Annotated in this window: 20 protein-coding genes and 2 pseudogenes; 10 read left to right on the forward strand and 12 right to left on the reverse strand. The window is 71.5% G+C overall.

The window, feature by feature from the left end:
* From HPY23_RS01850 to mqo, 4 genes and pseudogenes are all read left to right on the forward strand, one after another.
* A pseudogene (locus HPY23_RS01850) lies at positions 1-261 on the forward strand (formimidoylglutamate deiminase); the annotation flags it as partial.
* A gap of 252 nt (positions 262-513) precedes the next feature.
* Positions 514-1,020 carry a CYTH domain-containing protein gene (locus HPY23_RS01855; protein ID WP_060849632.1) on the forward strand — a complete coding sequence of 169 codons (507 nt, stop codon included), beginning with the start codon at positions 514-516 and terminating at the stop codon, positions 1,018-1,020.
* Positions 1,021-1,073: 53 nt separating this feature from the next.
* On the forward strand, positions 1,074-1,598 hold the full coding sequence (locus tag HPY23_RS01860; RefSeq protein ID WP_091885743.1) for a lipocalin-like domain-containing protein: 525 nt from the start codon (positions 1,074-1,076) through the stop codon (positions 1,596-1,598).
* A gap of 507 nt (positions 1,599-2,105) precedes the next feature.
* The gene (gene mqo, locus HPY23_RS01865) at positions 2,106-3,812 is read left to right on the forward strand and encodes a malate dehydrogenase (quinone) (RefSeq protein WP_091885746.1); all 1,707 of its coding nucleotides are present in this window, start codon (positions 2,106-2,108) and stop codon (positions 3,810-3,812) included.
* 50 nt (positions 3,813-3,862) lie between these two features.
* Here mqo and HPY23_RS01870 read toward each other — a convergent pair whose 3' ends face one another.
* Both HPY23_RS01870 and HPY23_RS01875 read right to left on the reverse strand, forming a co-directional pair.
* Complete coding sequence (locus HPY23_RS01870; RefSeq protein WP_091885749.1) at positions 3,863-4,912, reverse strand: DUF2278 family protein; 1,050 nt, start codon at positions 4,910-4,912, stop codon at positions 3,863-3,865.
* Positions 4,913-4,970: 58 nt separating this feature from the next.
* Positions 4,971-6,701, reverse strand: a complete 1,731-nt coding sequence (locus tag HPY23_RS01875; protein WP_091885752.1) for a phospholipase D-like domain-containing protein — start codon at positions 6,699-6,701, stop codon at positions 4,971-4,973.
* 460 nt (positions 6,702-7,161) lie between these two features.
* Between HPY23_RS01875 and HPY23_RS01880 the strand changes: the two genes are divergently transcribed.
* The gene (locus tag HPY23_RS01880) at positions 7,162-7,782 is read left to right on the forward strand and encodes a glutathione S-transferase family protein (RefSeq protein WP_060849636.1); all 621 of its coding nucleotides are present in this window, start codon (positions 7,162-7,164) and stop codon (positions 7,780-7,782) included.
* A gap of 14 nt (positions 7,783-7,796) precedes the next feature.
* A complete protein-coding gene (pepT, locus tag HPY23_RS01885) occupies positions 7,797-9,059 on the forward strand; it encodes a peptidase T (protein ID WP_060849637.1) in 1,263 nt (420 codons plus the stop codon).
* A gap of 342 nt (positions 9,060-9,401) precedes the next feature.
* Here pepT and HPY23_RS01890 read toward each other — a convergent pair whose 3' ends face one another.
* Positions 9,402-9,977: a TetR/AcrR family transcriptional regulator gene (locus HPY23_RS01890; protein WP_060849638.1), complete on the reverse strand. Its 576-nt coding sequence runs from the start codon at positions 9,975-9,977 to the stop codon at positions 9,402-9,404.
* Positions 9,978-10,069: 92 nt separating this feature from the next.
* Here HPY23_RS01890 and HPY23_RS01895 point away from each other — a divergent pair, with 92 nt between their 5' ends.
* Positions 10,070-11,278 (forward strand): MFS transporter, encoded by a 1,209-nt coding sequence (locus HPY23_RS01895; protein ID WP_091885754.1) that lies wholly within the window; start codon positions 10,070-10,072, stop codon positions 11,276-11,278.
* A 196-nt stretch (positions 11,279-11,474) separates the two neighbouring features.
* A pseudogene (locus HPY23_RS01900) lies at positions 11,475-11,790 on the forward strand (GIY-YIG nuclease family protein).
* 191 nt (positions 11,791-11,981) lie between these two features.
* Here HPY23_RS01900 and atzF read toward each other — a convergent pair.
* The 8 genes from atzF to HPY23_RS01940 all read right to left on the reverse strand — a co-directional run bounded on the left by atzF (position 11,982) and on the right by HPY23_RS01940 (position 21,664).
* Positions 11,982-13,769, reverse strand: coding sequence for an allophanate hydrolase (atzF, locus tag HPY23_RS01905; RefSeq protein WP_091885757.1), 1,788 nt, complete (start codon positions 13,767-13,769; stop codon positions 11,982-11,984).
* Positions 13,766-14,155: an oxalurate catabolism protein HpxZ gene (hpxZ, locus tag HPY23_RS01910; RefSeq protein WP_060849641.1), complete on the reverse strand. Its 390-nt coding sequence runs from the start codon at positions 14,153-14,155 to the stop codon at positions 13,766-13,768. The genes atzF and hpxZ overlap by 4 nt, the downstream gene beginning before the upstream one ends.
* A gap of 239 nt (positions 14,156-14,394) precedes the next feature.
* Positions 14,395-15,777, reverse strand: a complete 1,383-nt coding sequence (locus HPY23_RS01915; protein WP_244537560.1) for an AtzE family amidohydrolase — start codon at positions 15,775-15,777, stop codon at positions 14,395-14,397.
* An 11-nt stretch (positions 15,778-15,788) separates the two neighbouring features.
* A complete protein-coding gene (locus tag HPY23_RS01920; RefSeq protein ID WP_175539937.1) occupies positions 15,789-16,016 on the reverse strand; it encodes a DUF4089 domain-containing protein in 228 nt (75 codons plus the stop codon).
* Between the two features lie 226 nt (positions 16,017-16,242).
* Positions 16,243-17,907 carry a dipeptide ABC transporter ATP-binding protein gene (locus HPY23_RS01925; protein ID WP_091885767.1) on the reverse strand — a complete coding sequence of 555 codons (1,665 nt, stop codon included), beginning with the start codon at positions 17,905-17,907 and terminating at the stop codon, positions 16,243-16,245.
* Positions 17,904-18,800, reverse strand: a complete 897-nt coding sequence (locus HPY23_RS01930) for an ABC transporter permease (protein ID WP_091885769.1) — start codon at positions 18,798-18,800, stop codon at positions 17,904-17,906. Before HPY23_RS01930 ends, HPY23_RS01925 begins: the two co-directional genes overlap by 4 nt.
* Entirely contained in the window at positions 18,797-19,810 is a 1,014-nt protein-coding gene (locus HPY23_RS01935) for an ABC transporter permease (RefSeq protein WP_060849645.1), read from the reverse strand. Before HPY23_RS01935 ends, HPY23_RS01930 begins: the two co-directional genes overlap by 4 nt.
* A 252-nt stretch (positions 19,811-20,062) precedes the next feature.
* Positions 20,063-21,664, reverse strand: coding sequence for an ABC transporter substrate-binding protein (locus HPY23_RS01940; protein WP_091885772.1), 1,602 nt, complete (start codon positions 21,662-21,664; stop codon positions 20,063-20,065).
* Positions 21,665-21,910: 246 nt separating this feature from the next.
* Between HPY23_RS01940 and HPY23_RS01945 the strand changes: the two genes are divergently transcribed.
* Positions 21,911-22,597 (forward strand): GntR family transcriptional regulator, encoded by a 687-nt coding sequence (locus HPY23_RS01945; protein WP_091885775.1) that lies wholly within the window; start codon positions 21,911-21,913, stop codon positions 22,595-22,597.
* 79 nt (positions 22,598-22,676) lie between these two features.
* On the opposite strand, the gene HPY23_RS01950 is transcribed toward HPY23_RS01945, so the two are convergent.
* Positions 22,677-23,327 carry an outer membrane protein gene (locus HPY23_RS01950; protein ID WP_236012500.1) on the reverse strand — a complete coding sequence of 217 codons (651 nt, stop codon included), beginning with the start codon at positions 23,325-23,327 and terminating at the stop codon, positions 22,677-22,679.
* A 246-nt stretch (positions 23,328-23,573) separates the two neighbouring features.
* On the opposite strand from HPY23_RS01950, the gene HPY23_RS01955 reads away from it, so the two are divergent.
* Positions 23,574-24,603: glycosyltransferase family 2 protein (locus HPY23_RS01955; RefSeq protein ID WP_420891297.1), on the forward strand; the 1,030-nt coding region annotated here is incomplete at its 3' end.

Consider the following 24,603-nt stretch of genomic DNA (forward strand, 5'->3'; position numbering starts at 1 on the left):
GGCCAGGCCCTGGCCGCGGAGGGCGGCGGCCTCGCCGCCGGGGCCCCGGCCGATTGCGTGGCGCTGGCCGGGACGGATCCGGCGCTGATCGAGCGCCGCGGCGACGCCCTCCTCGACGGCTGGATCTTCGCCGCCGGCTCCCGCGCGGTGGACGCGGTCTGGGTCGCCGGGCGCCAGGTCGTCGCGGGCGGGCGCCACCATGCCCGGGAGGCGGTGGGCGCGCGGTACGCGGCGGCGCTCGGGCGGCTGATGGCGGAGTGACACGGGATCCGGAAGGATTCCGGATCCCGGACCAAGAGCCCGCGCGGCGGAGCCGCAGGCTCCACACGCCGGGGCGATGCGGAAATCGGATGGGGCGCGTCCGGTGCCGGCCAGGATAGGGCGCGCGGCCTAGGCTGCCGGCCCTGGCTCTCACGGGCCCGATCGGGTATCAGCCCCGCCGCGCCGGTGGCGGCCGAGCCCGCCGGACATTCGCCGGGGTCGGAGCCCGGGCAGGGCGCGCGGTCGAGGGCGATGCGGTACGAGGTCGAGCGGAAGTTCATGGTCGCCCATGCGGGCTGGCGCGAGCGCGCGGTGAGCCGGCGCCGGCTGACCGACGGGCTCGTCGGCGAGTTTCCCGGCGGCAAGGTCCGGGTGCGGCTCGACGAGGAGCAGGCCTGGATCACCGTCAAGGGCCGGCGCGACGGGCTGGCGCGGCCGGAATTCGAGTACGAGATCCCGCGGGCCGACGCGGAGGCGATGCTGGGCCTCGTCTGCGAGACCTGCCTGATCGAGAAGACCCGCCACTGCGTGCCCCATGACGGGATGGAGTGGGTGGTGGACGAGTATGGCGGCGCCCTCGCCGGCATGGTCCTGGCCGAGGTCGAGCTGGAGCACGAGGGACAGCCCCTCGTCCTGCCGGACTGGATCGGCCGCGAGATCACCGCCGACGCGCGCTTCCGTCAGTCGACGCTGCTGCGGCTCGCCCGCGAGGCCGGCCGTCCCGTGACCTTGACCGAGGTCGTCGCGGCGCGGCTGTGAGGCTCGACACGACCGCGGACGACCCGTCCCGGTCCCCGAGGAAGGACCACACGATGACCGGATTCCTGAAGACGTCCCTGTGCGGGCTCGCCCTCGCCGTCGCGATCGGGGCGGTGCCGGCCGGGGCCGCGGGCGAGACGGCCCCGACCGGCGAGGCGCTGGCGCGCCGCATCGTCGGCACCTGGGAGCTCGTCTCCTACAAGGTCGAGGACAAGGCGACCGGCAAGCTCGTCGACGCGATGGGCGAGACGCCGCGCGGGCGCGTGATCTTCACGCCCGACGGCTGGGTGGCGTTCAACCTCGAGGGCAGCGACCGCAAGCCGGCCAGGTCAGAGGCCGACCGCGCCGCCCTGATGCACACCCTGGTCGCCTATATCGGCCGCTACCGGGTCGAGGGCGACCAGTGGGTGACGAGCGTGCAGACCGCCTGGGCACCCGAATGGGTCGGCACCGAGCAGCGGCGCACCATCCACATCGATGGCGACACCGCCGACGTCACCACCCCCTGGCGGGAGATGCCGAACTGGGACGAGGGCAAGCCCTCGCGCAGCCTCATCCGGTTCCGCCGCGCCTCCTGAGCGCGGGCGCCCCGCGCGGACCGGATCCCGATATCCCAAGCCCGATACGCCAAGTCGCCGGCCGGGGCGCCGTTGAGGAAGCGTTGATGATCTTCAGCACGGCCCGCGCCGGCCGATGATGGAATCGGCCGCGGGCGCGGAGCGGCGATTGTCCTTCGCGTCCGCATCGTCTATGAGGCGGCCGCACAACCGCTGAGCTCAACCCGCCAGCGTTCTTCTCGTCCCAGGCGGTCGCGACCGCCCGGGGCCGGCCAGCGGATCGCAGAATCCGCGCCGCCTCGCGCGTCCGATCGAGCGGACCGGGACTCTTCGCCGCGAGGGACCGACCGGACCGGGTCGGGGTACCGCGGCCCCGCGACAGCGGCTCCTACCGAGGAAACCACCCCGAAAATGGCTTGACGCGCCGTGCGGGCCTTATCCCGCGCGACGCGAGCGGACGCCTGTCACGACCGGAGCCGCGCGCGCCTCGCGCCGCCGGACCGGCCTGAACGAGAACGGGATTGGGCCATGCGCGCCGACGACACGACCACCTGCCCGAAGGCCACTGCCCCGACCGGGATCAGCCGCCGCCGGATCCTCGGGGGCGCCGCCGCCGGCCTCGCCGCCTCGGCCCTGCCCGATTCCCTCGCGCTGGCGCAGGGCGCCGACAAGGTCGACGTGCTGCTGATCGGCGGCGGCATCATGAGCGCGACGCTCGGCGTGTGGCTCAACGAGCTGGAGCCGACCTGGTCGATCCGCATGCTCGAGCGCCTCGACAAGGTGGCGATGGAGAGCTCGAACGGCTGGAACAACGCCGGCACCGGGCACTCGGCGCTGGCCGAATTGAACTACACGCCCGAGAAGAAGGGCAAGATCGAGATCGCCAAGGCGGTCGAGATCAACGAGGCGTTCCAGGTCACCCGCCAGTTCCTGGCCTGGCAGGTCAAGAACGGCGTGTTGAAGGACCCCAAGACCTTCATCAACTACACCCCCCACATGAGCTTCGTCTGGGGTGACGACAACATCGCCTACCTCAAGAAGCGCTACGAGGCGCTGCAGGCGAGCCCGTTGTTTGCCGGGATGGAGTTCTCGACCGACCCCGAGCAGCTGAAGAAGTGGGTCCCCCTGATGATGGAGGGGCGCGACCCGAACCAGAAGGTCGCCGCCACCTGGTCGCCGCTCGGCACCGACGTCGAGTGGGGCGAGGTCACCCGCCAGTACGTCGCCCACCTGCAGGCCCAGAAGACCTTCCGCCTCGACGTCTCGACCGAGGTCCAGGGCATCACGAAGAACGCCGACGGCTCCTGGCGGGTCACCGCGCGCAACGTGAAGGACGGGTCGCGCCGGAGCGTCGACGCCAAGTTCGTGTTCATCGGCGCCGGCGGCGGCGCCCTGCACCTGCTCCAGGCCTCCGGCATCCCGGAGGGCGAGGATTACGCCGGCTTCCCGGTCGGCGGCTCGTTCCTGATCAACGAGAACCCGGACGTCGCGACGCTGCACCTCGCCAAGGCCTACGGCAAGGCCTCGGTCGGCTCGCCGCCGATGTCGGTGCCCCACCTCGACACCCGGGTTCTCGGCGGCAAGCGCGTCCTTCTGTTCGGGCCGTTCGCGACCTTCTCGACCAAGTTCCTGAAGGAGGGCTCGTATCTCGACCTGCTCACCTCGACCACGACCAGCAACGTCTGGCCGATGATGCGGGTTGGCATCGACGAGTACCCGCTGGTCGAGTACCTCGCCGGGCAGCTGATGCTCTCCGACGACGACCGGATGGCGGCGCTGCGCGAGTACTTCCCCAACGCCAAGAAGGGCGAGTGGCGCCTGTGGCAGGCCGGCCAGCGCGTGCAGATCATCAAGCGCGACAAGGACAAGGGCGGCGTGCTGAAGCTCGGCACCGAGATCGTCAACGCCAAGGACGGCACCATCGCGGCGTTGCTCGGCGCCTCGCCGGGCGCCTCGACGGCCGCCCCGATCATGCTCGACGTGCTCCAGAAGGTCTTCGCCCAGAAGGTCGCCACCCCCGAGTGGCAGGCCAAGATCCGCCAGATCGTCCCGAGCTTCGGCGGGAAGCTCAACGACGATCCGGAGAAGGTGGCCCAGGAATGGGCCTATACCAGCGGCCAGCTGCAGCTCCCGACCCCGCCGGCGATCGACCGCGGCACCCTCAAGCCGCTCCCGGTCAGCGCTTCCGGCACAGAGGCCCCCGTCAAGGGGCCGGTGGGCGACCTGGCGCCCTGATCCGCCCGGGTCCGACCGGGATCGCCGGTCGGACCCGGAACGGGCCGGATTCAGCCCTGGAACGGGATGGTGCGGCCGGGCTGGCGCGCCTGCTCCTTCGTGTAGGCGACGCCGTGCACCTTGATCCCCTTCTCGTCGAGGAGGGTGATGATGCCGCCCTTGTTTGACAGGGTGGCCGGCGCCTGCACCGCCACGGTCAGCGTCGCGCCGGCCGCGATCGTGCCGGTGAGCGGCATCGCGTTCTTCTGCTTGTCCTTGAGCGACCAGCCGGTCAGGTCGACGGGGACGTCCGCGGTGTTGAGCAGCGTCACCGTCTCGCGCTCCGGCGTATGGGTGTCGTTGACGAGAGCCGCGATGATGCGCACCAGCCCGTCCGGCACGTCGCGAGGCGGGATGCGGTCGCGGTCGACCGGCGCGTGCGGCTCTCCGCCGTGACCCGGATCGGGCGGCACCGCCGGATTTGCCGAGGCGTCGTCCGAGTGCCAGGCCTGGGTCTGGAACTTCAGGAACACCGCCACCCACTGCTCCTCGCGCGGGAACCGGAAGATCAGGCCGCCATCCTGATAGGGACCGTTGTCGCCGGCGAAGCGCCCAGGCGGGTTTCCCTGGTTCATGTGGATGTCGTGGATTCCCCGGCCCGGCTTGAAGCCGAAATACCGGTCGGCCTTGTCCTCCTCCGGTCCCCAGGTCTCGCCGAAGGCGTAGATCCAGGATTCCTCGTCCGCCATCGCGCGCTGCACATAGGCGTCGAGCTTCTCGTTGAGGTCGTTGTCCGGCCCGGCGGCCGAGAGGGGCAGCGGCTTCAGCTCCCAGGGCTGCATGAGGTTGCCCCGGATGTAGTCGAGTGCGACGCCGTCCGGTCGGCTCGGGGCCGGGTTCACGCCCTCGGGGAGCGTCGCCAGCGCCGCGGTGATCGGGTGCTCGAAGCGGGAGCGGACGAGGAACTGCACCTCGCTGCCGTCCTGCGACTGCACGTTGATGGCGATGCGATGCATCTCGCCGTTGGCCGAGACCAGCACCTGGTAATGCGGGCTGCGGCCGGTGGCGAGGCGGTTGTTGATCGGACGGCCCTTCAGGACGGAATAGGTCTTGAGCGGCATGACGGGTTCTCCCGGGCGGTGTCTCGGCGGCGACGGATCGGTTCGGGGGCCGATTCGGTCAGCGGGCGGGCCAGGCGGGAAAGAACAGGCGCTGGCGGTTGGTCTTCATCCGGCCGGGTGCGACGTAGGCGTCGAGCCAGCCGGCCGTCTCGTCGAGGAACTTGGCCTCGGCCAGCGGCGCCCCCCGCTCGGCCAGCCGGTCGATAGTCTGGCGCGCGTAGAAATGGCGGAAGAGGCGGTCGAACTCGGTCAGGTAGATGTCGGCCACCCGGGTGTCGCCGCGGATCAGCAGCATGTTCTCGTCGTTGCCGGTGAGCGATGAGGACGAGAAGTTCGCCGAGCCGGTACACACCAGCGGATCGTCACCGAGCGGATCGATCAGCAGGAACTTGGTGTGGATGAAGAAGATGTGGCCCTGCTTGCGGAATAGCTCCTCCTTCAGGAACCAGTCGTCGAGGCTCGTCGCCGGAAACGCCTTCTTGCCCTCGGCATAGGCGCCCAGCAGCGCGCCGTAGGCGGCCACGACGTCCGGATCGCCCTTCAATCTGTCGCGCAGCTCCCGGTCGGGCGCATCCTCGAGCAGAAGGAAGCGCACGAAGTCCCGGTTTATGCCGAACTGCGCTGCCAGAAGCTTGTTCACGCCGAAGGCGGCGGTGAACATCACCGTCTCTCGGGCGCCGGCGATGCGCGCCGCGTACCAGCTCAGCATCGCGTCGTTCTTGCGCGGCGAGAAGAATGGCGTGGTGCCGGGCACGGCCGTCAGGGCGTCGAGCGCGTCCTGCGGGGTGCGCTCCTGCGTCCATGTCGAGAGCGTCGGCGTCGCGGGGTCGTGCGACAGCACGGTCCAGTAGTCGAGATAGGCCTGCGCCACGCCCTCCTCGCGCACGACATGTAGGACGTTGGTCTGGCCGATGAAGCCCGAGGCGGTGAAGTTGGTCGAGCCGGTCAGGACCTCGCGGGCAGCGCCCGCCCGGATCCAGACGATGAACTTGTTGTGCGGGATCTTGCGCCGGCGGGTGCGCGGGATGAGCTGCAGGTTGGCCTGGCGGTCGAGACCGAGCGCCGCGATGGCGTTGCGCGCCGCGACGGTGGCGGAGGTGTCCTCCAGCCGCTTGTCGTCCCGGTCGTAGTCCTGGCCGGCCTCGTGCACGATCCGGACGTCCACCCCGCGGCGGGCCGCCCGTTTCAGGGCGCGGAGGATCGGCGCGTAGGTAAACTCGTAGGCGGCGACCCGCAGCGCCTCGCCGTCCTGTGCGCGGTCGATGAAGGCGAGGGTGGCATCGAGGGCACCGCGGGAGAGCCAGCGCACCTCGGGATCGGCGGGATCGTCCTCGTCCTCCGGCGGCCGGTTCTGGAAATGGCTGGAGAAGGCCTGCGAGGCGATGGCGCCGCGGTTGAACCAGATCCCGTGCGTGCCGGTCGTGGGGTCCTCGGTCGTCACCGTGATCTCGGTCCCCTCGCCGAGGACCGGGGCCGCGGGCCTGCCGTAGACGGGCTGGACGCGGTAGCGCGTGGTCGTGCCGGGCTTGGCCTCGTAGTCGGACCAGATCAGGCTCTGGATCGGATGTAGGTTGCTCGGAAAACGGTCCTGGGGATCGGGCCGGGGCACGACCGAGCGGAAGACCTTGCGGCCTTCGAGCCAGTCGGGCACCGACCCGTTCATCCGCGCGATGGCGAAGCCGAGCAGGCCCGCGCGCGCCTCCTCGGCGATCGCGATCGCGAGCAGCACGACGCGCGAGCCCGCAATCGCTCGCAGGTCGATCGATCCGCCCGTCGCACGCGCGCGCATCCCCCGTGCCTCCCCGCCAAAGGAATGTTGATTGCCAGGATGACATAACAATATTTCACAATTTTGACAACTGTATTACCGGTTATATGGCATGAATCTCCCGTTTCAGATCGACGATCGACTGAAAACAGGGTCGCGACGTCGATCGTCCGAACCGGATCGGATTTCGAGGCGACTGATCAGTCGTAAAAATCGCGAATCGCAATGATATGACGTCAAAACAAGAGGCATGAAGGAGTCATATATCGCTCGATGGTGCCAATCATGACTTGGGCGTGTGTGAAAACGAACCGGGTATCCCGGTCGTCATCCCCGCGTGAGACCGATCCGGTGATCGTCGCGTCAAGGCCGGTGGAGAGGCTGGCGCGCGGTCGCGGCGGACGGGCCCGACCGGAGAACTGACACGACTCCGGGGCGGAACCGCATTACGGTCCGTCCCCGGCACCGGAGGATGCACCGAATGATCCAGCTCTACGCCTGGGACACGCCGAACGGGCGCAAGATCAGCGTCGCGCTCGAGGAGATGGCGCTCCCCTACCGGGTCGAGCCCGTCGACATCACCAAGGGCCGGCAGTTCGAGCCCGACTTCCTCGCCATCAGCCCCAACAACCGCATCCCGGCGATCGTCGATCCCGACGGGCCGGACGGGGCGCCGCTCCCGGTGTTCGAATCCGGCGCGATCCTGGTCTACCTCGCCGAGAAGACCGGGCGCTTCCTGCCGCCGACCGGCCGTGGCCGGGTCCAGGCCATGGAATGGCTGATGTGGCAGATGGGCGGCTTCGGGCCGATGCCGGGCCAGGTCCACCACTTCCTCTCGGTCGACGAGAAGGACCGCGCCTACGGGCTCGCCCGCTACCAGAAGGAGACGCACCGGCTCTACGGCGTGCTCGACCGGCGCCTGACGGGAACAGAGTTCGTCGCCGGCGACCTCTCGATCGCGGATTTCGCCATCCTGGGCTGGGCTTGGCGCCACGCCCGGCACCGGGTCGACCTCGCCGAGTACCCGAACGTGCGGCGCTGGTACGACGCCCTGATGGCGCGGCCGGCGGTGCAGCGCGGCTTCTCGGTCGCGCTCAGCTGATGGGAGCCTACGCCATGACGGACGAGACCGCGCTCCGGGCGCAGCTGATCGCGCGCTTCTTCCGCTACCTCGCCGTGCCGAGCCAGAGCGACGCCCGCGCGACCGCCCTCCCGAGCACGCCGGGCCAGCTCCGGCTGGCCGAATTGCTGGCCGGGGAGTTGCGCGAGCTCGGCCTCCACGACGTGGTGCTCGACGCGCACGCGATCCTCACCGCCCGCAAGCCCGGCACCCGGCCGGGCGCGCCGCGGATCGGCTTCATCGCCCATCTCGACACGGTCGATGTCGGGCTGTCGCCCGAGATCCGCCCGCAGGTCCTGCGGTTTACCGGCGACGACCTCTGCCTCAATCCATCCGAGGACATCTGGCTGCGCGCCGCCGAGCATCCCGAGCTCGCGGCTTATCGCGGCGAGGACGTGATCGTCGGCGACGGGACGAGCGTGCTCGGGGCCGACAACAAGGCGGCGATCGCCGTGGTGATGACGCTGCTCGCCACCCTGGCGCCGGAGGACGCGCACGGCGACATCGTGGTGGCCTTCGTGCCGGACGAGGAGATCGGCTTGCGCGGCGCCAAGGCCCTCGACCTCGCGCGCTTCCCTTGCGACTTCGCCTACACGATCGACGCCTGCGCGGTCGGCGAGGTGGTGATCGAGACCTTCAACGCGGCCGGCGCCGAGATCGTGTTCACCGGCGTCGCCGCGCATCCGATGTCGGCCAAGGGCGTGATGGTGAACCCGCTCCTGATGGCGCACGATTTCATCGGCCGGTTCGACCGGGCGGAGACGCCGGAAGCCACCGAGGGGCGCGAGGGCTACGTCTGGTTCAACGGCCTCCAGGCCCATTCCGGCGAGGCCCGCCTCCAGGCGATGATCCGCGACTTCGACCGCGAGGGCTTCGCCGCCCGCAAGGCGGGCCTGCACGCGGTGGCCGAGGACATCGCCGCGCTCTACCCGACCGGGCGGGTGGACTGCCGGATCACCGATACCTACGGCAACATCCACGACAGCCTCGGCGACGACCGCCGCTCCGTCGACCTCTTGTTCGCGGCGCTGGCCGCGGAGGGGATCGCGCCGAAGGAAATCCCGATGCGCGGCGGCACCGACGGCGCGGCGCTCTCGGCCCGCGGCCTGCCGACCCCGAACTACTTCACCGGCGCCAGCAACTTCCACTCCCGGTTCGAGTTCCTGCCGGTCCCGGCCTTCGCGGCGTCGTACCGGGTGACGCGGCGGATCTGCGGGCTGGCGGCGGGGGAGGGGAGCGTCGATTCGGGGCCGAAATGACCCGGGCGAAGGCTTTCATCCGACGCGCCGCCTCATCCCGAAAGCCCGTCCGGGCGGATCCGGCTGCCGACGAGGGGCGTGGCCTATCCTGCTCTCGACCTCATCCTGAGGTGTCAGTCCATCGCAGATGGACTGACCTCGAAGGAGGGCTCCAGGGATCTTCGCGCTTGCTGGAGGTCTCCTTCGAGGTCAGTCGATTTTCAATCGAATAACACCTCAGGATGAGGTTGCGTGTGGGAGGCAAGATCATCCGTTGACCTATTGCGTATGTCGAACAGACTCTGACACCTCAGGATGAGGTCGAGAGAGGGAGGGATGCGGGCATTCCGTAGTTCGTAAAAACTACGGATCGTCGCCGCGTCGATCGCCCTCGAACACCCGCTCGACCAGCTCCCCGACGCGCGCGTTGCCGAGCGCCTCGTCGAACAGGATCCGAAACAGGATCGGCGCGATGACGCCGTCGAGCACCGCGTCGAGGCTCGGGAACGCCTCGCCCCGGGCCGCCGCGCGCTCGGCGATGAGGGCGATCTGCTGGCGGGCGTAGCTGCAGCAGCGGCGGGGGCCGGCGGCGCCCTCGGCCGCCAGCACGTCGCGGATCATCTCGCGGCCGAGATCGGACGACATCTCCTCGGCATATTGCTCGGCCCAGGCCAGGAGGTCGCCGCGGCCGTGGCCGGTCTCCACCGGCACCATGTCCGGGCGCAGGCGCTCGACGGCGACGTCGGCCAGAAGCTCGTTCAGCTCGCCCCAGCGCCGGTAGATCGTCGAGGGCGTGACGCCGGCCTCCGCGGCGATGAGCGGGATCGTCACGGCGGTGCGGTCCATCCGGGCGAGCAGGTCGCGGGTGGCCCGGTGGACCGAGGCCTGGACCCGCGCGCTGCGCCCGCCCGGGCGCGGCCCTCCCTCCCGCTCCACCATCGTTCCCCGTCCTCCAAACGCAAATAATTTGCTTTTAGCGTCCCGCGGCGCTAGATCGTTAACGCAACGGATTTGCTTTAAGGGCCACAGCGATGCGCGAAGGTCAAGGATTCCGGTGGCGTAGCCCCCAGTGGCGCGACCCGCTCGTCTTCCACGCCGCGACGCTCGGGGCGTTCTTCGCCGCGGCCGCCGCCCCGACGCCGCTCTACCGGATCTACCAGGAGACCCTGGCGCTCTCGCCGGTCTTCGTGACGCTCGTCTTCGCGGTCTACGCGGTCGCGCTGCTCAAGGCCCTGCTGATCGCCGGGTCGCTCTCCGACCATCTCGGGCGCCGCCCGGTGATCGCCGGGGCGCTGGCGCTCGAGGCTCTGGCCATGGGGCTCTTCCTGCTGGTCGGGGAGGGGGCGGGCTGGCTCGTCGTCGCCCGGATCGTCCAGGGGCTCGCCACCGGCATCGCCGCCGCCTCCCTGGGCGCGGCCCTGGTCGACGTCGATCGCGCCCGCGGCCAGGTCGTCAACGCGGTGGCGCCGCTCGCCGGCATGGCGCTGGGGGCGCTCGGCACCTCGGCGCTGATCCAGTACGGGCCCTGGCCGCTCCACCTCGTCTACGGGGGGCTGCTTCTCGTCTTCGCCGGGCTGGCGCTCGCGATCCGGCGCATTCCCGAGACCGGCGCGCTGCGGCCCGGGGCGCTCGCCTCGCTGCGGCCCCGCATGGCGGTGCCGCCCCGGATCCGCCGGCCCCTGGCGCTGGTGACGCCGATCAACCTCGCCAACTGGACGCTCGGCGGCTTCTACCTGTCGCTCGTCCCCTCGGTCGTCGCCGCCACCACCGGCAGCCGGGCGCCGCTCACCGGCGGGGCCGTCGTCACCGCCCTGATGGTCGCCGGCGCGGTCTCGGTGCTCGTGCGGCGCATGGCGGGCGCCCGGGAGAACCTGACCTTCGGGGTGCTCGCCACGGCGTTGGGCGTCGTCGCGGTGGTCGCCGGCATCCACGCGGCGAGCGTGCCGGTCCTGATCCTCGGCACCCTCGTCACCGGCGCCGGCTTCGGCGCCAGCTTCCTCGGCTGCCTCGGCACGGTGATGCCGCTCGCCGAGCCGGAGGAGCGGGCCGGGCTCCTGGCCGCCTTCTACGTCCAGAGCTACCTCGCCTTCAGCCTGCCCGCCGTCGCCGCCGGTTTCCTCGCCCGCAGCCTCGGCTACGCCGCGACGGCGGACCTCTATGCCGGGGTGATCCTGGCGGTGAGCCTGGGCGGGCTCGCGGTGATCCGGACGCAGGCCCGGCGGGAGGTGGCGGTGGCGTGACCGCGGCTTCACCATCACGAGGGCGCTGGCTGCGGCAGCCTCGAAGGGGTCCCCAGACGGCACGGAGATCCCTGGAGCCCTCCTTCGAGGTCAGTCGATCTGCGATCGACCAACACCTCAGGATGAGGTCGCGGATGGGACATGATACAAACGAGGGGCGCGTCAGGATCTCTCTTTCACGAACGCCTTCGTCTACATCCTGCGATGTTCCGACGACAGTTACTATGTCGGATCGGCCCGTGGCACGACCCTCGACAAGCGCCTCGGCGAACATCAGGCCGGCATCCGTCCCGGCTACACGCGCCAGCGCAGGCCGGTGACGCTCGTCTACGCGGAAGGCATTCGATCGCATCATGGATGCCATCGCCCTGGAACGGCGCATCAAGGGCTGGAGCCGAGTGAAGAAAGAAGCGCTGATGCGAAGCGATTGGGGTGAGCTGACGCACTTGTCCAGGAGACTGGGCGCGCAAGGAAAAATCCCAGCAAGCGATGACGACAAGTCGGTATCATGAGAATATCGAACGAAGAACGATCCTGCCCTCGACTTCATCCTGAGGTGTTGGTCGATCTGTGATCGACCAACCTCGAAGGAGGCCTCCAGAAACCTCGGTGCCCTCTGGAGATCGCCCGCGCGGCTACCGCAACCGGCATCCTCGCAGGCTGAGACCGGAGAGCGAGCCGAGCGGCCCCCCGCCCGAAAAAACTACCCCCGCCCCGCCGCCAGATACGCCCGCCATCCTCCATGGCGCGACACGTCCTCGGCCTCGCGCGTGCCCTCCGGCTCGCACAGGAACCCCTTCGGCGTCGTGCCGTCGGAGAGCCGCAGGGTGCCGATGCCGAGGGGGGCGGGGATCGCCGCGACGAAGCGGCCGAAGGCTTCGGGCGCGAGGGCCCAGACCTCGGTGGCGATCGCCGTGCCGGTGCCCTCTTCCACCCGCACGAGGCCCGGGCGGCGCGGGCCGGCGCCCGGCAGGGCGAAGAGCCGGTAGTCGGGCGTGGTCGCGACCGCCCGCAGGAGGCGCGCGCCGAGACCCGTCAGCTCGCCGTTCAGCGGCAGGCCGGAGAGATGCGCGCCGACCACCGCCAGCTCGATCTCGCCCGCGCCGGCCGAGGCCGGTTCGGGCGCCGACGGCGGCGGCAGCGGGGCGCCGGTCGCGCCCATCGGGGTGCCGCCGGCGCGGTGGAGGGCGTCGCCCAGGGCGATCAGCGCCGCGTCGCGGCCGGCGGGCGCGATCAGGGTGAGGCCGGCCGGCCGGCCGTCGGCGCGGGGACGGCTCGGGACGGACAGCGCGCAGAGGTCGAGGAGGTTGACGAAGTTGGTGTAGGTGCCGAGCTCGGCGTTGGGGCCGATCGGGTCGGCGGCGAGCGCCGCGACGGTCTGCGGCCGCGGGAAGGTCGGCACGCACAGCGCGTCGATCCCCTGCCAGACCGGCTCGGTGGCGCGGCGCAGCTCCGCCAGCCGGTAGCGGCCCGCGAAGGCGTCGGCGGCCGAGAAGGCGGTGGCGCGCTCGGTGATGGCCCGGGTGACCGGGTGCAAAGCCTCCGGGCTCGCGGTGATGAAGCCCCGGATCGCCTCCCAGCGCTCGGCCACCCAGGGGCCGTCGTAGAGGAGCGCCGCGGCGGTAAAGAACGGGGTCAGGTCGACCGGCACCAGGGTCGCGCCGAGCGCCTCGAGGTCGGCGAGCGCCGCGTCGAAGGCGGCCTCCGACAGGGCGTCGCCGGCAAAGCGCCGGCTTGCCGCATCCGGCACGCCGATGCGCCGCGGGTGCGGGCCCGGCCGCCCGACCGGAACGGGACGCGAGAACGGGTCGGCGGCGTCGAACCCGGCGAGCGCCGAGAACCCCACGAAGGCGTCCGCCGCGGTCAGCGCGAAGACCGAGACGCAATCGAGGGTGCGGCAGGCCGGCACCACGCCGCGGGTCGAGAGCGCCCCGAGCGTGGGCTTGAGCCCGACGATGTTGTTGAGCCCGGCCGGCACCCGGCCGGACCCCGCGGTGTCGGTGCCGAGCGCCAGGGGGACGAGCCCCGCCGCCACCGCGACCGCGGAGCCGGACGAGGAGCCGCCGGGCACGAGCGCCGGGTCGAGGGTGTTGCGCGGCACGCCGTAGGGCGAGCGCATGCCGACGAGGCCGGTGGCGAACTGGTCGAGGTTGGTCTTGCCGATGATCAGCGCCCCGGCCTGCCGGAGCCGCGCCACCACGGCGGCGTCCTGCGTGGCGAGCCTCGCGTAGTCCGGGCAGGCGCAGGTGGTGGGCAGCCCCGCGACGTCGATGTTGTCCTTGACCGCGACCGGGATGCCGTGGAGCGGGCCCCGGGGGAGGTCCGCGGCCTCCGCCGCCACCTCGGCCTCCGGCCGCAGGGCGAGGAAGACCGCCGGGTCGTCGTGGGCGGCGATGCGCCGGTAGACCTCGCGCACGGCCTGCGCGGGCGTGAGCGCGCCCGAGGCGTAGGCCTCGCGGTACTGGGCGAGGGTGAGGGGGAAGTCGGTCACGCCGGCACCTCGTCGATCAGGCTGACATGGGCGGCGACCACGCGCCAGCCCTCGGGGAGGCGGGCCCAGGACTGCATCTGGCGCCCGACCTTGCCGGGATGGGCCTCGCGCCAGAACAGGGTCGAGGCGGTGGCGAAGTCGCGCCCGAAGGTGGTGATGACGGTCTCGTCGATGCGCCGCTCGACCCCGACCGGCGAGCGCGCCCGCCGGAAGGCCCGGATCGCGTCCATGCCGTAGAGGTTCTCCCCGATGCCGTACCGGATGGTGCGGGGATCGTCCCAGAACAGGGCCTCCAGGGTCGGTACGTCGTTGGTGACGAGGGCGGTCTCGTATGCCGCGAAGGCGGCCTCGACCTCGGCCTTCACCTCGGGGTGGTCGATGTCCATGGAAATCATCCTTTCAGGCCTACCTGACTGCACGGCACAAGGCTCAGGCCCCCGCATCCATCAATCTCCACGTCATCCCGGGGCGAGGCTTGCCGAGAACCCGGGATCCATAATCGCTGACGGTTCCGAACGAAGCGGTCGGCCTGCCGCCTCATCCTGAAAGGTTGGCGGTTATGGATCCCGGGTTCCGCTGCGCGGCCCCGGGATGACGTGGAGGGGGTCAATTCAGTCGGTTGCTTCTACTCTGCTGTCGGCGCCGCCCCGACGCCCGCGGCTTCCAGCGCTCCGGCCACCCGCAGGGCCAGGTCCTCCCGCCACGGCGCCGCGATCACCTGCACGGCGAGCGGCAGCCCGCCCCCGACCCGCACCGGCACGGCGACGACCGGCAGGCCGATGAACGAGATCGGCTGGGTGAAGATTCCGATATTGGGCCGCGCCGGCACGGTGAGCCCGTCGAGCTCCATCGTCGCCTGGCTGATCCGGAGCGCCCGGCACGGCGTGCAGGGGGCAAGGATCACGTCGACCTCGTCGAAGAGCGCCAGCACCCGCTCGCGGTACCAGCTGCGGAAGCGTTGCGCCCGGTGGACCCAGGCGGCCGGGATCGTCGTGCCGGCGATCAGGCGGTCGCGCACCGCCGGGTCGTAGTCGCCCGGGCGCGTCCGCAGCCGGTCGAGATGGAGGCCGGCGGCTTCCGCCGCCGTGATGATGAAGGCGGCGGCCCGCGCGCGCGCCGCTTCCGGGATCTCGACGGTGCGGTGGGCGCCCAGAGCCTCGGCGGCGAGGCGCACCGCCGTAAAGCAATCCGCCTCGCCGCCGCGGGCGAAGTATCCGCCGGCGACCGCGATCCGCAAGGACGTGGTGCCCTGCACCAGCGCGTCCGCGACCGGCTCGATCGGGCGCGGCGCCTGCCAGGGATCGTCGGGGTCCGCGCCCTGCATCGCGTCGTAGGAGAGCGCCAGGTCGGCGACCGAGCGGGCGAGGGGCCCGAGATGGTCGAAGCTGCCGACGAACGGGAACGAGCCCGCCCGCGACAGCCGGCCGAAGGTGGGCTTGAGCCCGAAGGTGCCGCAGAAGGCCGACGGCACCCGGATCGACCCGTTGGTGTCCGAGCCGAGCGCCAGGGGCACCATCCCGGCCGCCACCGCCCCGCCGGACCCGCCCGACGAGCCGCCGGTCATCCGCGCGGGGTCGTGCGGGTTGCGCGAGGGACCGTCATGGGCGTTCTCGCCGGTGAAGTCGTAGGCGTATTCCCCCATGTTGAGGGCGCCGACCAGCACCGCGCCCGCCGCCTCGAGCCGCCGCACCAGGGCGCCGTCCCGGGCGGCCGGCGCCCGCTCGCGGTTGATTTTCGAGCCGGCGCGGGTCGGCAGGCCGGCGACGTCGAACAGGTTCTTGACCGCGAAGGGCACGCCCGCGAGCGGCCCGACGCTCCGGCCGGCGGCGCGCTCGGCGTCGATCGCCGCGGCCCGGGCCCGGGCGCGCTCCGCGGTCACGCCCGTGAAGGCGTTGAGGCCCGGATCGCGGGCGGCGATCCGCGCGAGCGCCGTCTCGACGGCGTCGCCGGCGGTGAGCCGGCCCGCCGCCACGGCGGCGGCGATCCCGGCGGCTGTCTCGTTCGTCACGCGCTCCTCCCTCATGCCCGGAAGACCGGCGCCGGCTCGACGGTGTCGTCGAGCGGAAAGTCGAGCAGGAGGGCGGCGGCGGCCGCCGTCGCCTGGACGGCGGTGATCACCGTCCCGCGCCATTCGGGCGCCATCGGGATGCCGGCGAGCGGCACCATCGCGTCGACGATCGCACCGGCGGAGACGTCGTCGATGGGAAGGGGAGGAGAGGGGGCGGGAAGCGAAGATGGTGTCGTCATGGGCGGGCCTCGGGGATCGGTTGATGCTGTGACGTGAAGTGTTCGAGGGTCTGTCATTCCCACCCACCACCTCATCCTGAGGTGCTGCGAAGCAGCCTCGAAGGAGGACTCCAGAGACCACAGCGATTCCTGGAGCCCTCCTTCGAGGCCAGTCGATCTTCGATCGACTGGCACCTCAGGATGAGGTTGTTGTTGGGAAACGTAAGAACGACGATGAGCGGCCGCCTCACACCGGCGGCCTCGGAATCGCCGCGAGCAGCGCGCGGGTGTACTCGGCTTGCGGCGCGCCCAGCACCGCCTCGGTCGGACCCTCCTCGACGATGCGGCCGGAGCGCATCACGATCACCCGGTCGCAGAGCATCCGCACCACCTGGAGGTCGTGGCTCACGAACAGGTAGCTCATGCCGAGCGCCTGCTTGAGGTCGGCGAGGAGGTTGAGCACCAAAGCCTGCACCGAGACGTCGAGGGCCGCCGTCGGCTCGTCGAGGATGACGAGGTCGGGGGAGGGGGCGATGGCCCGCGCGATGCCGACCCGCGCCTTCTGGCCGCCGGAGAGCTGGTGCGGGAAGCGGTCGAGGAGCTCGACCGGCAGGCCGACGAGGCGGGCCAGCTCCTCGCACCGCGCCCGGATCGCGTCGGAGCCCCGCACGGTGCCGAAGCGCTTGAGCGGATCGGCGATGGCGCGGGAGGCGGTCCAGCGCGGGTTGAGGGAATCGGTCGGGTCCTGGAAGACCATCTGGATCTTCGGCCGCAGAGGATGCCGGGCGAAGCGCGCCGCCGGCACCCGGCCGATCTCCTCGCCGGCAAACACGATCGAGCCCTCGGTCGGGTCGAGGAGGCGCATCACCATGGTGGAGGTGGTGGACTTGCCGCAGCCCGATTCGCCGACGAGGCCGACGCTCTCGCCGCGGGCGACCGTGAAGCTCAAGGCATCGACCGCCCGGAACGGCGCCTCCGCCGGCTTGCGCGAGAGCAGGGCCTTTGCCTTCGGGTATTCCTTCACCAGCCCCGAGACCGCCAGCAGCGGCGCCCCCGCGGCCTCGGCATGCGCCGTCGGCGCGGCGGGCGCCCCCTCGGGCAGGAGATCGCGCAAGGAGACGCCGGGGCGCGGCGTCGCCTGCATCAGCTTGCGGGTATAGGCGTGGGCGGGCGCGCGGAAGATGGTGGAGGCCGGCGCGGTCTCGACGACCCGGCCCTGCTCCATCACCACGATCCGGTCGCAATAGGTCGCGGCGAGCCCGAGGTCGTGGGTGATGAGCACGCTCGCCATGCCGCGCTCGCGGGTGAGGCCGGTGACGAGGTCCATCACCGCCTTCTGGGTCGTCACGTCGAGGCCGGTGGTCGGCTCGTCGGCGATGAGGAGCTGCGGCCGGCACGCGAGCGCCAGCGCGATCACCACCCGCTGGCACATGCCGCCCGACAATTCGAACGGGTAGGCGTGGTAGCGCTCGGACGCCCGGGCGATCTTCACCTGGTCGAGCGCCGCGATGGCCTTCGCCTTGGCATCGCCCGAGCCGGCCTCCGCGTGCTGGCGCAGCACGTCCTCGATCTGGTGGCCGACCTTGCGGATCGGGTTGAGCGCCGCGCGGGGATTCTGGAAGATCATCGAGATCTCCCGCCCGCGCAGGTCGCGCATCTGGCGCTCGGAGGCGGAGCGCAGGTCGATGCCGGAGAAATCGACCTCGCCGCCGGCGATGCGCCCGGCCCGGTCGAGGATGCGCATCACCGCGTAGGAGGTGACCGACTTGCCCGAGCCCGACTCGCCGACGATGCCGACGGTCTCGCCCTTGGCGACCGAGACATCGACCCGGCGCACCGCCTGGACCGGGCCGCGGCGGGTGGCGAACTCGACCGTGAGGTCGCGGATGGCGAGGAGCGGGATCGCGGTCATGTCCGCCTCTGGGGGTCGACGATGTCGCGCAGGCCGTCGCCGATGAGGTTGAAGCAGAACACCGCGAGCATCAGCGCCAGGCCCGGGAAGAGCGCGATCCACCACTCGCCCGAGACGATGAAGCCCGCACCCTCCGCCACCATGATCCCCCATTCCGGGGTGGGTGGGCGCACGCCGAGCCCGATGAAGGAGAGGCCCGCCGCGTTCAGGATCGCGTAGCCCATGGTGAGCGACATCTGCACCATCATCAGCGGCAGGATGTTGGGCAGGATCGAGGTGAGCACGATGCGCAGGTCGGTGTTGCCGGTGAGCCGCGCCGCCATCACGAAGCCGGCGTTGCGACGCTGCGCGGCCTCGGCCCGGGCGAGGCGCGCGTAGAGCGGGAAGTTGATGATGGCGGTGGCGAGCACGATGTTGCCGACCGTGTTGCCGAGCGCCGCGACGATCCCCATGGCGAGGACGAAGAGCGGGAAGGCCATGATCGTGTCGGCGAGCCGCCCGACGATCCGGTCGGTCCAGCCGCCGAAGAACCCGGCCATGATCCCGGCAAGCCCGCCTGCGACGAAGACGAGCGCCACCGAGAAGACCGCGATGGCGAGATCGAGCCTCGCTGCCACCACCACCCGCGAGAGGATGTCGCGCCCGAGCTGGTCGGTGCCGAAGGGGTGGGCGAGCGACGGGGCCTGGAGCGCGACCGACGTATCGGAGGCGAGGGGGTCGTAGGGCACGAGCGAGGGCCCGAGGGCGGCGCAGGCGACGAGGCCGAGGAGCAGCGCGAAGGCGAAGCCCGTGACCGGGTTGCCGGAGACGACGGTGCCGGCATGCGCCAGCGTCGCCGAGACGCCGCTGCGGGGCCGGGCGGCGCCGAGGGCGGGGGAGCCAGAGGCGCTCATGCCGCCCCCCGGACGCGCGGGTCGATCAGCCCGTAGGCGAGATCGATCGTGAGGTTCAGGACCGTGTAGAGCAGCGCCATCGCCAGGACGAAGCCCTGGACCGGGGCGAAGTCGGAGGCGATCAGCGCCTCGACCGCGTAGGAGCCGACGCCCGGCCAGGCAAAGACCTTCTCGACCAGGACGTTGGCGCCGAGCAGGAAGGAGAAGACCATGCCGAGCGTGGTCACCACCGGCAGCAGGGCGTTGCGGAGCGCGTAGGTGACGACGACCCGCCGCCGCGACAGGCCGGCGGCCCGGGCGGTGCGGACGAAGTCGGCGGCGAGCACCGCCAGCATCGCCGCCCGGGTGATGCGGGCGATCGGGGCCAGCGCGAAGATCGCCAGCGTCAGGCCCGGCAGGGCGATCTGACCCAGCGCCGCCCGGAAGGTCTCGGCATCGCCGGCCGCGAGGCTGTCGACGAGGAAGAAGCCGGTGCGCGTCGGTGGCGGCGAGGCGAAGGCGTCGAGGCGCCCGAGGGGTGCGGGCGCCCAGCCGAGGACGAAGTAGAAGACGTAGACGAGGAGGAGCCCGGTGAAGAAGACCGGCAGCGACACCCCCGCCGTCGCCACCACCCGGCAGGCATGGTCGACGAGCGAGCCCTGTTTCAGCGCCGCCGCGACCCCGAGCGGGATCGCCACCAGGAGCGAGAGGACGAGGCCGACCAGGGTCAGCTCGGCCGACGCCGGCAGCCGGGCGCCGAGATCGGCCGTGACCGGCTGGCCCGTGGTGAGCGAGCGGCCGAGATCGCCCCGGGCGAGGTCGGCGACGTAGCGAGCGAACTGCTCGGGCAGCGGCCGGTCGAGGCCGAGTTCCGTGCGGATCTGCGCGATGGCCTGCGGGGTGGCGGCCGGCCCGGCGAAATAGGCTGCGGTGTCGCCGGGCAGGACCCGGGTGAGCAGGAACGACACCACGACCACCCCGGCGAGCGCCGGCAGCGTGGTCAAGAGGCGGTCGAGGAGCGTGCGCAGCATCAATCCACTCCTCAGAACCTGTTCGAGTTGCGAGAGCAGCGTCGAAAGACCATTGTCCATCCCATTCGCGACCTCATCCTGAGGCGTTAGTCGATCGAAGATCGACTGACCTCGAAGGAGGGCTCCAGAGAACACTGAGATTTCTGGAGCCCTCCTTCGAGGCTGCTGCGCAGCACCTCAGGATGAGGTTTGAGGGTGGGAAGTGCTGTCCGCTTCAAAGAATTGGAAGAAAAATCTTATCAGAACAGGCATTTACGAAGCCGTCCCCTTGGTCAGGTACCGGAAATCCGGCTCGCGGCAGGGCTGGAACTGGTAGCCGTTGATCGTGCGCTGCATCGCGACGTCGTGGGTCGGCTGGGCGATCGGCACCATCGGCACCTCGCGCTCGGCGAGCGACACGAAGTCGATCACGCTCTTCTGGTAGACCGCCGGATCGTCGGTGAAGCGCGCGGTGTCGATCAGCTTGTCCAGCGCCGGGTTCTGGTACGAGGCGATGTTGAAGATCGAGTTCGCCCCGTGCAGGGTCCAGAACAGGTAGTAATCCGGATAGTCGAGCCAGCCGGCGAAGCGGTTGAGCACCATCGGGTTGGTCTTCTTGGAGATTTCTCCGCGGAAGTTGGCACCCGGAATCTTGCTGATCTCGACCGTGATGCCGATCCCGGCGAGCGCCTCCTTGATCAGCACCGCCATCGGCTCGGCCACCGTGGCGTTGCCGGCATCGAACAGCAGCGTGGTCGTGAGCCCGCCGGGGGCGGCCGCCTGCACCAGGGCCTTGGCCTTCGCGGGATCGGTCCGGTAGGGGAAGGGTTGGGGCCACGCCACGCGCGGCGTCTCCGGCCCGCCCGACATGTCGAGGCCGCGGCCGAACAGCGAGGCTTGAAGAATCTTCTCGTAGGGCAGCACCCAGGCAACCGCCTGGCGCAGGCGGACGTCGGTGAACGGCCCGACCGCAGAGTTGAGGTAGACCGACCAGACCCCGTTCGGGATCGGCACGCCGACGACCTTGATCTTGCCGGCGTCGATCAGGTCCTTGAAGTCCTTCGGCGGCAGCCCGTACGAGATGTCGGCGTCGCCCTTCTCGATCAGCGCCCGGCGGGTCGAGGGCGAGGCGATGTCGCGGGCGATGACCCGGCGCAGCTGCGGCAGCTTGCCCGACGCCCAGGCGTCGTTGCGGGCGTAGATCGTCTCGACGCCGGGCTTCCAGCTCTCGACCCGGTAGGCACCCGAGCCCGCGACGTTGTTCTTGAGCCAGTCCTTGGCCCACGGATCGCCGCCGCCGTTGCGTTGCGCCAGCTCGGAATCGATCACGAAGGGAATCGTGACGGCGAGGTTCGACATCGTCATCTTGTCCTTGCGGACGAAGTCGATGCGGAAGGTCTTGTCGTCGAGCGCCACGAACTGCTCGGGCTTCTCGAGCGAGCCGGCATTCATCTGCGTGGTGGCGAAGCCCCCGATCGAGACCGCCCGGTCGAGCGACCACTTCACGTCCCTGGCCGTGACCGGCCGGCCGGAATGGAACGTGGCGTCGCGGAGCTTGAAGGTGCAGCTCATCCCGTCGGAGGCGACCTGCCAGCTCTCGGCGAGCTCGCCCTCCATCTCGCCCATCCTCACGGCGTTGCCGCCGCCCCCCGGGATCGGCACCGGCTTGAAGCGCAGCAGCCGGTCGTAGCAGTTCAGCGCCACCCCGTTCACCGGCTGCGAGGCGCCGATGCCCTGCATGTCGAGGGAGTTCGGCCCGTATTCCTGCACCAGGAGCAAGGTCTCGTTGCGGGTCGGGTTCTGGCCTTGCGCCTGCGAGCGCGCCACGAACGGCGCGGCGAGACCGGCGGTCAGCGCGGTGCGGCGGGTGATCATGCGGCACGGACCTTATCTGGCGAGAGGAGGCGAGCGCCCGCGACCGGCGGGGACGAGCCACCGTGAGGCAAGGTTCGGACCGGCCACGGTTCGGGCCGGCGCGAAAAATTGCATGCAACACCTGGAGTGTGCATGCATGAAGCGGATCTTGCACGCATCTAGTTTGGGCGCGGACGCCGCAATTTCGGGCAGGCGAGCCGGGTGACGATGCGGCAGGGTCGGGGTGCGGTTCGCGACGGGGGCGGGATGGACGGGCGGTCGGGCGAGAGGTCGGGGCGCACGCAGGCCGAGCGGCTGGCGGGGGAGATCGCGGAGGCGATCGTCACCGGGGCGCTCGCGCCGGGCAGCCGCCTCGACGAGCAGGCGCTGGCCGAGCGCTACGGGGTGTCGCGCACGCCGGTGCGCGAGGCCCTGCGCCAGCTCGGCACCTCGGGCCTCGTCGAGGTGCGGCCGCGGCGCGGCGCGGTGGTGGCGCAGGTGACGGCCGAGCAGCTCGCCGAGCTGTTCGTCGCCATGGCGGAGATCGAGGCGACCTGCGCCCGGCTCGCCGCCCAGTCGATGAGCCCGCTCGAGCGCCGCCGCCTCGACGCCCTGCACGATTCCATGGCCGACCTCGCCCGGGCCGGCGATCCGGCGGCCTATGCGCGGGCCAACACCGCCTTCCACGGTGCGGTCTATGCCGGCGCCCACAACACGGTGCTGGCCGATTTCGCGCTCTCCTTGCGGCGCCGGCTCCAGCCCTACCGCGAGGCGCAGTTCCGGGTGGCGGGGCGGCTCGCGCGCTCGCACGACGAGCACGGGGTGGTGGCGGCGGCGATCCTCGCCGGCCGGGCCGAGGAGGCCCATGCCGCGATGCTGCGCCACGTCACGCTGGTGGAGAGCTCGGTCGAGGGGCTCCTGGCGCGGGCGACGGGCGAGGCCGGCGGCGCGTGAGCCGCCCTCGCGGCAGCTGCCCTCGTGGGGAGCCGGCGGGCGAACCGCACCGGCCGGGCCGGCCTGGCCTCAGCGCGCCTCAGCGCAGGGCGTAGCCGCCGACGCCGGCCTCGACGGCGACCGACAGGCGGTCGGTGATCGCCCACTCGACCCCGACATGCGCGTCCGGCCGGACCACGACGTCGTCGCGCGAGAACGGCATCGAGACCGGCGTCGCCCCGGCCCGCAGCGTTCCGTGCACCGCCGCCGCCCCGGCCCGGGCGTAGAGCAGCACGTCCGGCGTCAGCAGGGTGCCGACCTTCACCTGGACCGCCCCGGCGAAGTCGCGGGTGTAGGACAGGCCGCCGAAGCCCGGGGTGAGGCCGCCGGAGGTCGCCGCGAGATAATCGAACCCGCCGGCGATGCCGTAGACGAACCGGCCCTCCTGCCACATCCGTCCGCCCTCTAAGCCGATCGTCGGCCCGGCATAGCTGCCGAAGCGCCGCGAGGAGACCGCCTCGAACCCGGTCGAGACCCGGGCGTAGGAGCCGGCCCAGCGCGAATCCTCGCCGAGGCGGTCCTCCAGGGCCCGGGGCCAGGCGAAGACGGGCAGGAGCCCGAAGCCGACGAGGCCCTGGGCTGCGGCCGGTTCCGGCCGCAAGGCCGCGAGGCCCGGCAGGAGACCCACCCCGAGGCAGGCGACGAGGCAGGCCGCAGGGCGGCGGGAACGGCGATCCGCGAATCCGGTCATGACGGCAGAATAGCCGAGCTCGCCCGGATGCGCATCCGGTCCGGCGCCGGGCGCACGGCGCGGCGGTTTGAAGCTGCAAACTCCGTGTGGGATACCCGGCCCGGTTCCGCGCAGGGCCCGGAGCCGGGCCCGTTCCGGCATCGGCGCCGGCCGGCGTCGATATGGTCGCACCCCGGGGAACTGGGGTGGGGTATGACATAGATTGTCTCGACGGGCCGTCTGCGCGGCCTGCCGGAGACCCCGTACGTGACGAACCGAGAGGCGCCGACCCGCGGCCGAACCCCCGAGCCGGCCGGCCCGCCGCCGCGCTGCATCGTCGCCGTGCCGGTGCGCAACGAGGTCGACCGGATCGGAGCCTGCCTGCGGGCGCTCGCCGGGCAGGAGGGGATCGGGGCGGGAGCCCTCGGGGTCGTCCTGTTCCTCAACAACTGCACCGACGGCACGGCCGAGGCCGTGGCGGATCTCGCCCGGCCCCTCGGCCTCCCCTTGCGGGTGATCGAGCGCGAGTATCCCGGGGCGCAGGCCGGCTGGGCCCGGCGCGAGGCGATGGAGGCGGCGGCCGCCTGGCTCGGGGAGGGGACGGCCGAGGGCGTGATCCTCACCACCGATGCCGACAGCCGGGTGCCGCCGGACTGGGTCGCCCGCAACCTCGCGGCGCTGGCGCGGGGCGCCGACGCGGTCGCCGGGCGGATCGCCCTCGACGGCGATGAGGCCGCGCGCCTGCCCGATGCGCTCCACGCCCGCGGACGGCTCGAAGGGACCTACGAGGCGCTGCTCGTCGCCCTCGAGGGCCTGATCGACCCGATCCCGCATGATCCCTGGCCGCGCCACGCCACCCGCTCGGGCGCGACGCTCGCGGTCCGGCTTCCCGCCTACCTGGCCGTCGGCGGCATGCCGGCGCTCCCCCTCGGCGAGGACCGCGCCTTCGTCGAGGCGCTGCTGCGGATGGATGCCCGGGTGCGCCACGATCCCGAGATCGTGGTCGTCACCTCGGGCCGGCTCGACGGCCGCGCCCCCGGCGGGGCCGCCGACACGATGCGCCGACGCTGCGAGAGGCCCGAGAGCCCCTGCGACGCGCGCCTCGAACCGGTGGGCCGCGCCCTGGTCCGGTACGCCTGGGCGCGCCGGCTGCGGCGCCTGTACGGGGCCGGGCGCCTCGGCCGCACCGGGCTGTGGGCGCCCTGGCTGCGGATCGGGCCGGCGGAGGCGCGCCGCATCGCCGGCCTGCCGACCCTCGGGGCGGCGCTCGCGGCGATCGACGCGCAAAGCCCGCTCC

Source organism: Methylobacterium ajmalii (assembly GCF_016613415.1).
GTDB lineage: Bacteria > Pseudomonadota > Alphaproteobacteria > Rhizobiales > Beijerinckiaceae > Methylobacterium > Methylobacterium ajmalii.

Excerpts from the sequence above, each read along its gene's own strand:
- HPY23_RS01855 (WP_060849632.1), top strand. The coding sequence starts at position 514 with ATGCGGTACGAGGTCGAGCGGAAGTTCATGGTCGCCCATGCGGGCTGG.
- HPY23_RS01860 (WP_091885743.1), top strand. The coding sequence starts at position 1,074 with ATGACCGGATTCCTGAAGACGTCCCTGTGCGGGCTCGCCCTCGCCGTC.
- mqo (WP_091885746.1), top strand. The coding sequence starts at position 2,106 with ATGCGCGCCGACGACACGACCACCTGCCCGAAGGCCACTGCCCCGACC.
- HPY23_RS01870 (WP_091885749.1), bottom strand. The coding sequence starts at position 4,912 with ATGCCGCTCAAGACCTATTCCGTCCTGAAGGGCCGTCCGATCAACAAC.
- HPY23_RS01875 (WP_091885752.1), bottom strand. The coding sequence starts at position 6,701 with ATGCGCGCGCGTGCGACGGGCGGATCGATCGACCTGCGAGCGATTGCG.
- HPY23_RS01880 (WP_060849636.1), top strand. The coding sequence starts at position 7,162 with ATGATCCAGCTCTACGCCTGGGACACGCCGAACGGGCGCAAGATCAGC.
- pepT (WP_060849637.1), top strand. The coding sequence starts at position 7,797 with ATGACGGACGAGACCGCGCTCCGGGCGCAGCTGATCGCGCGCTTCTTC.
- HPY23_RS01890 (WP_060849638.1), bottom strand. The coding sequence starts at position 9,977 with ATGGTGGAGCGGGAGGGAGGGCCGCGCCCGGGCGGGCGCAGCGCGCGG.
- HPY23_RS01895 (WP_091885754.1), top strand. The coding sequence starts at position 10,070 with ATGCGCGAAGGTCAAGGATTCCGGTGGCGTAGCCCCCAGTGGCGCGAC.
- hpxZ (WP_060849641.1), bottom strand. The coding sequence starts at position 14,155 with ATGGACATCGACCACCCCGAGGTGAAGGCCGAGGTCGAGGCCGCCTTC.
- HPY23_RS01920 (WP_175539937.1), bottom strand. The coding sequence starts at position 16,016 with ATGACGACACCATCTTCGCTTCCCGCCCCCTCTCCTCCCCTTCCCATC.
- HPY23_RS01925 (WP_091885767.1), bottom strand. The coding sequence starts at position 17,907 with ATGACCGCGATCCCGCTCCTCGCCATCCGCGACCTCACGGTCGAGTTC.
- HPY23_RS01930 (WP_091885769.1), bottom strand. The coding sequence starts at position 18,800 with ATGAGCGCCTCTGGCTCCCCCGCCCTCGGCGCCGCCCGGCCCCGCAGC.
- HPY23_RS01935 (WP_060849645.1), bottom strand. The coding sequence starts at position 19,810 with ATGCTGCGCACGCTCCTCGACCGCCTCTTGACCACGCTGCCGGCGCTC.
- HPY23_RS01940 (WP_091885772.1), bottom strand. The coding sequence starts at position 21,664 with ATGATCACCCGCCGCACCGCGCTGACCGCCGGTCTCGCCGCGCCGTTC.
- HPY23_RS01945 (WP_091885775.1), top strand. The coding sequence starts at position 21,911 with ATGGACGGGCGGTCGGGCGAGAGGTCGGGGCGCACGCAGGCCGAGCGG.
- HPY23_RS01950 (WP_236012500.1), bottom strand. The coding sequence starts at position 23,327 with ATGACCGGATTCGCGGATCGCCGTTCCCGCCGCCCTGCGGCCTGCCTC.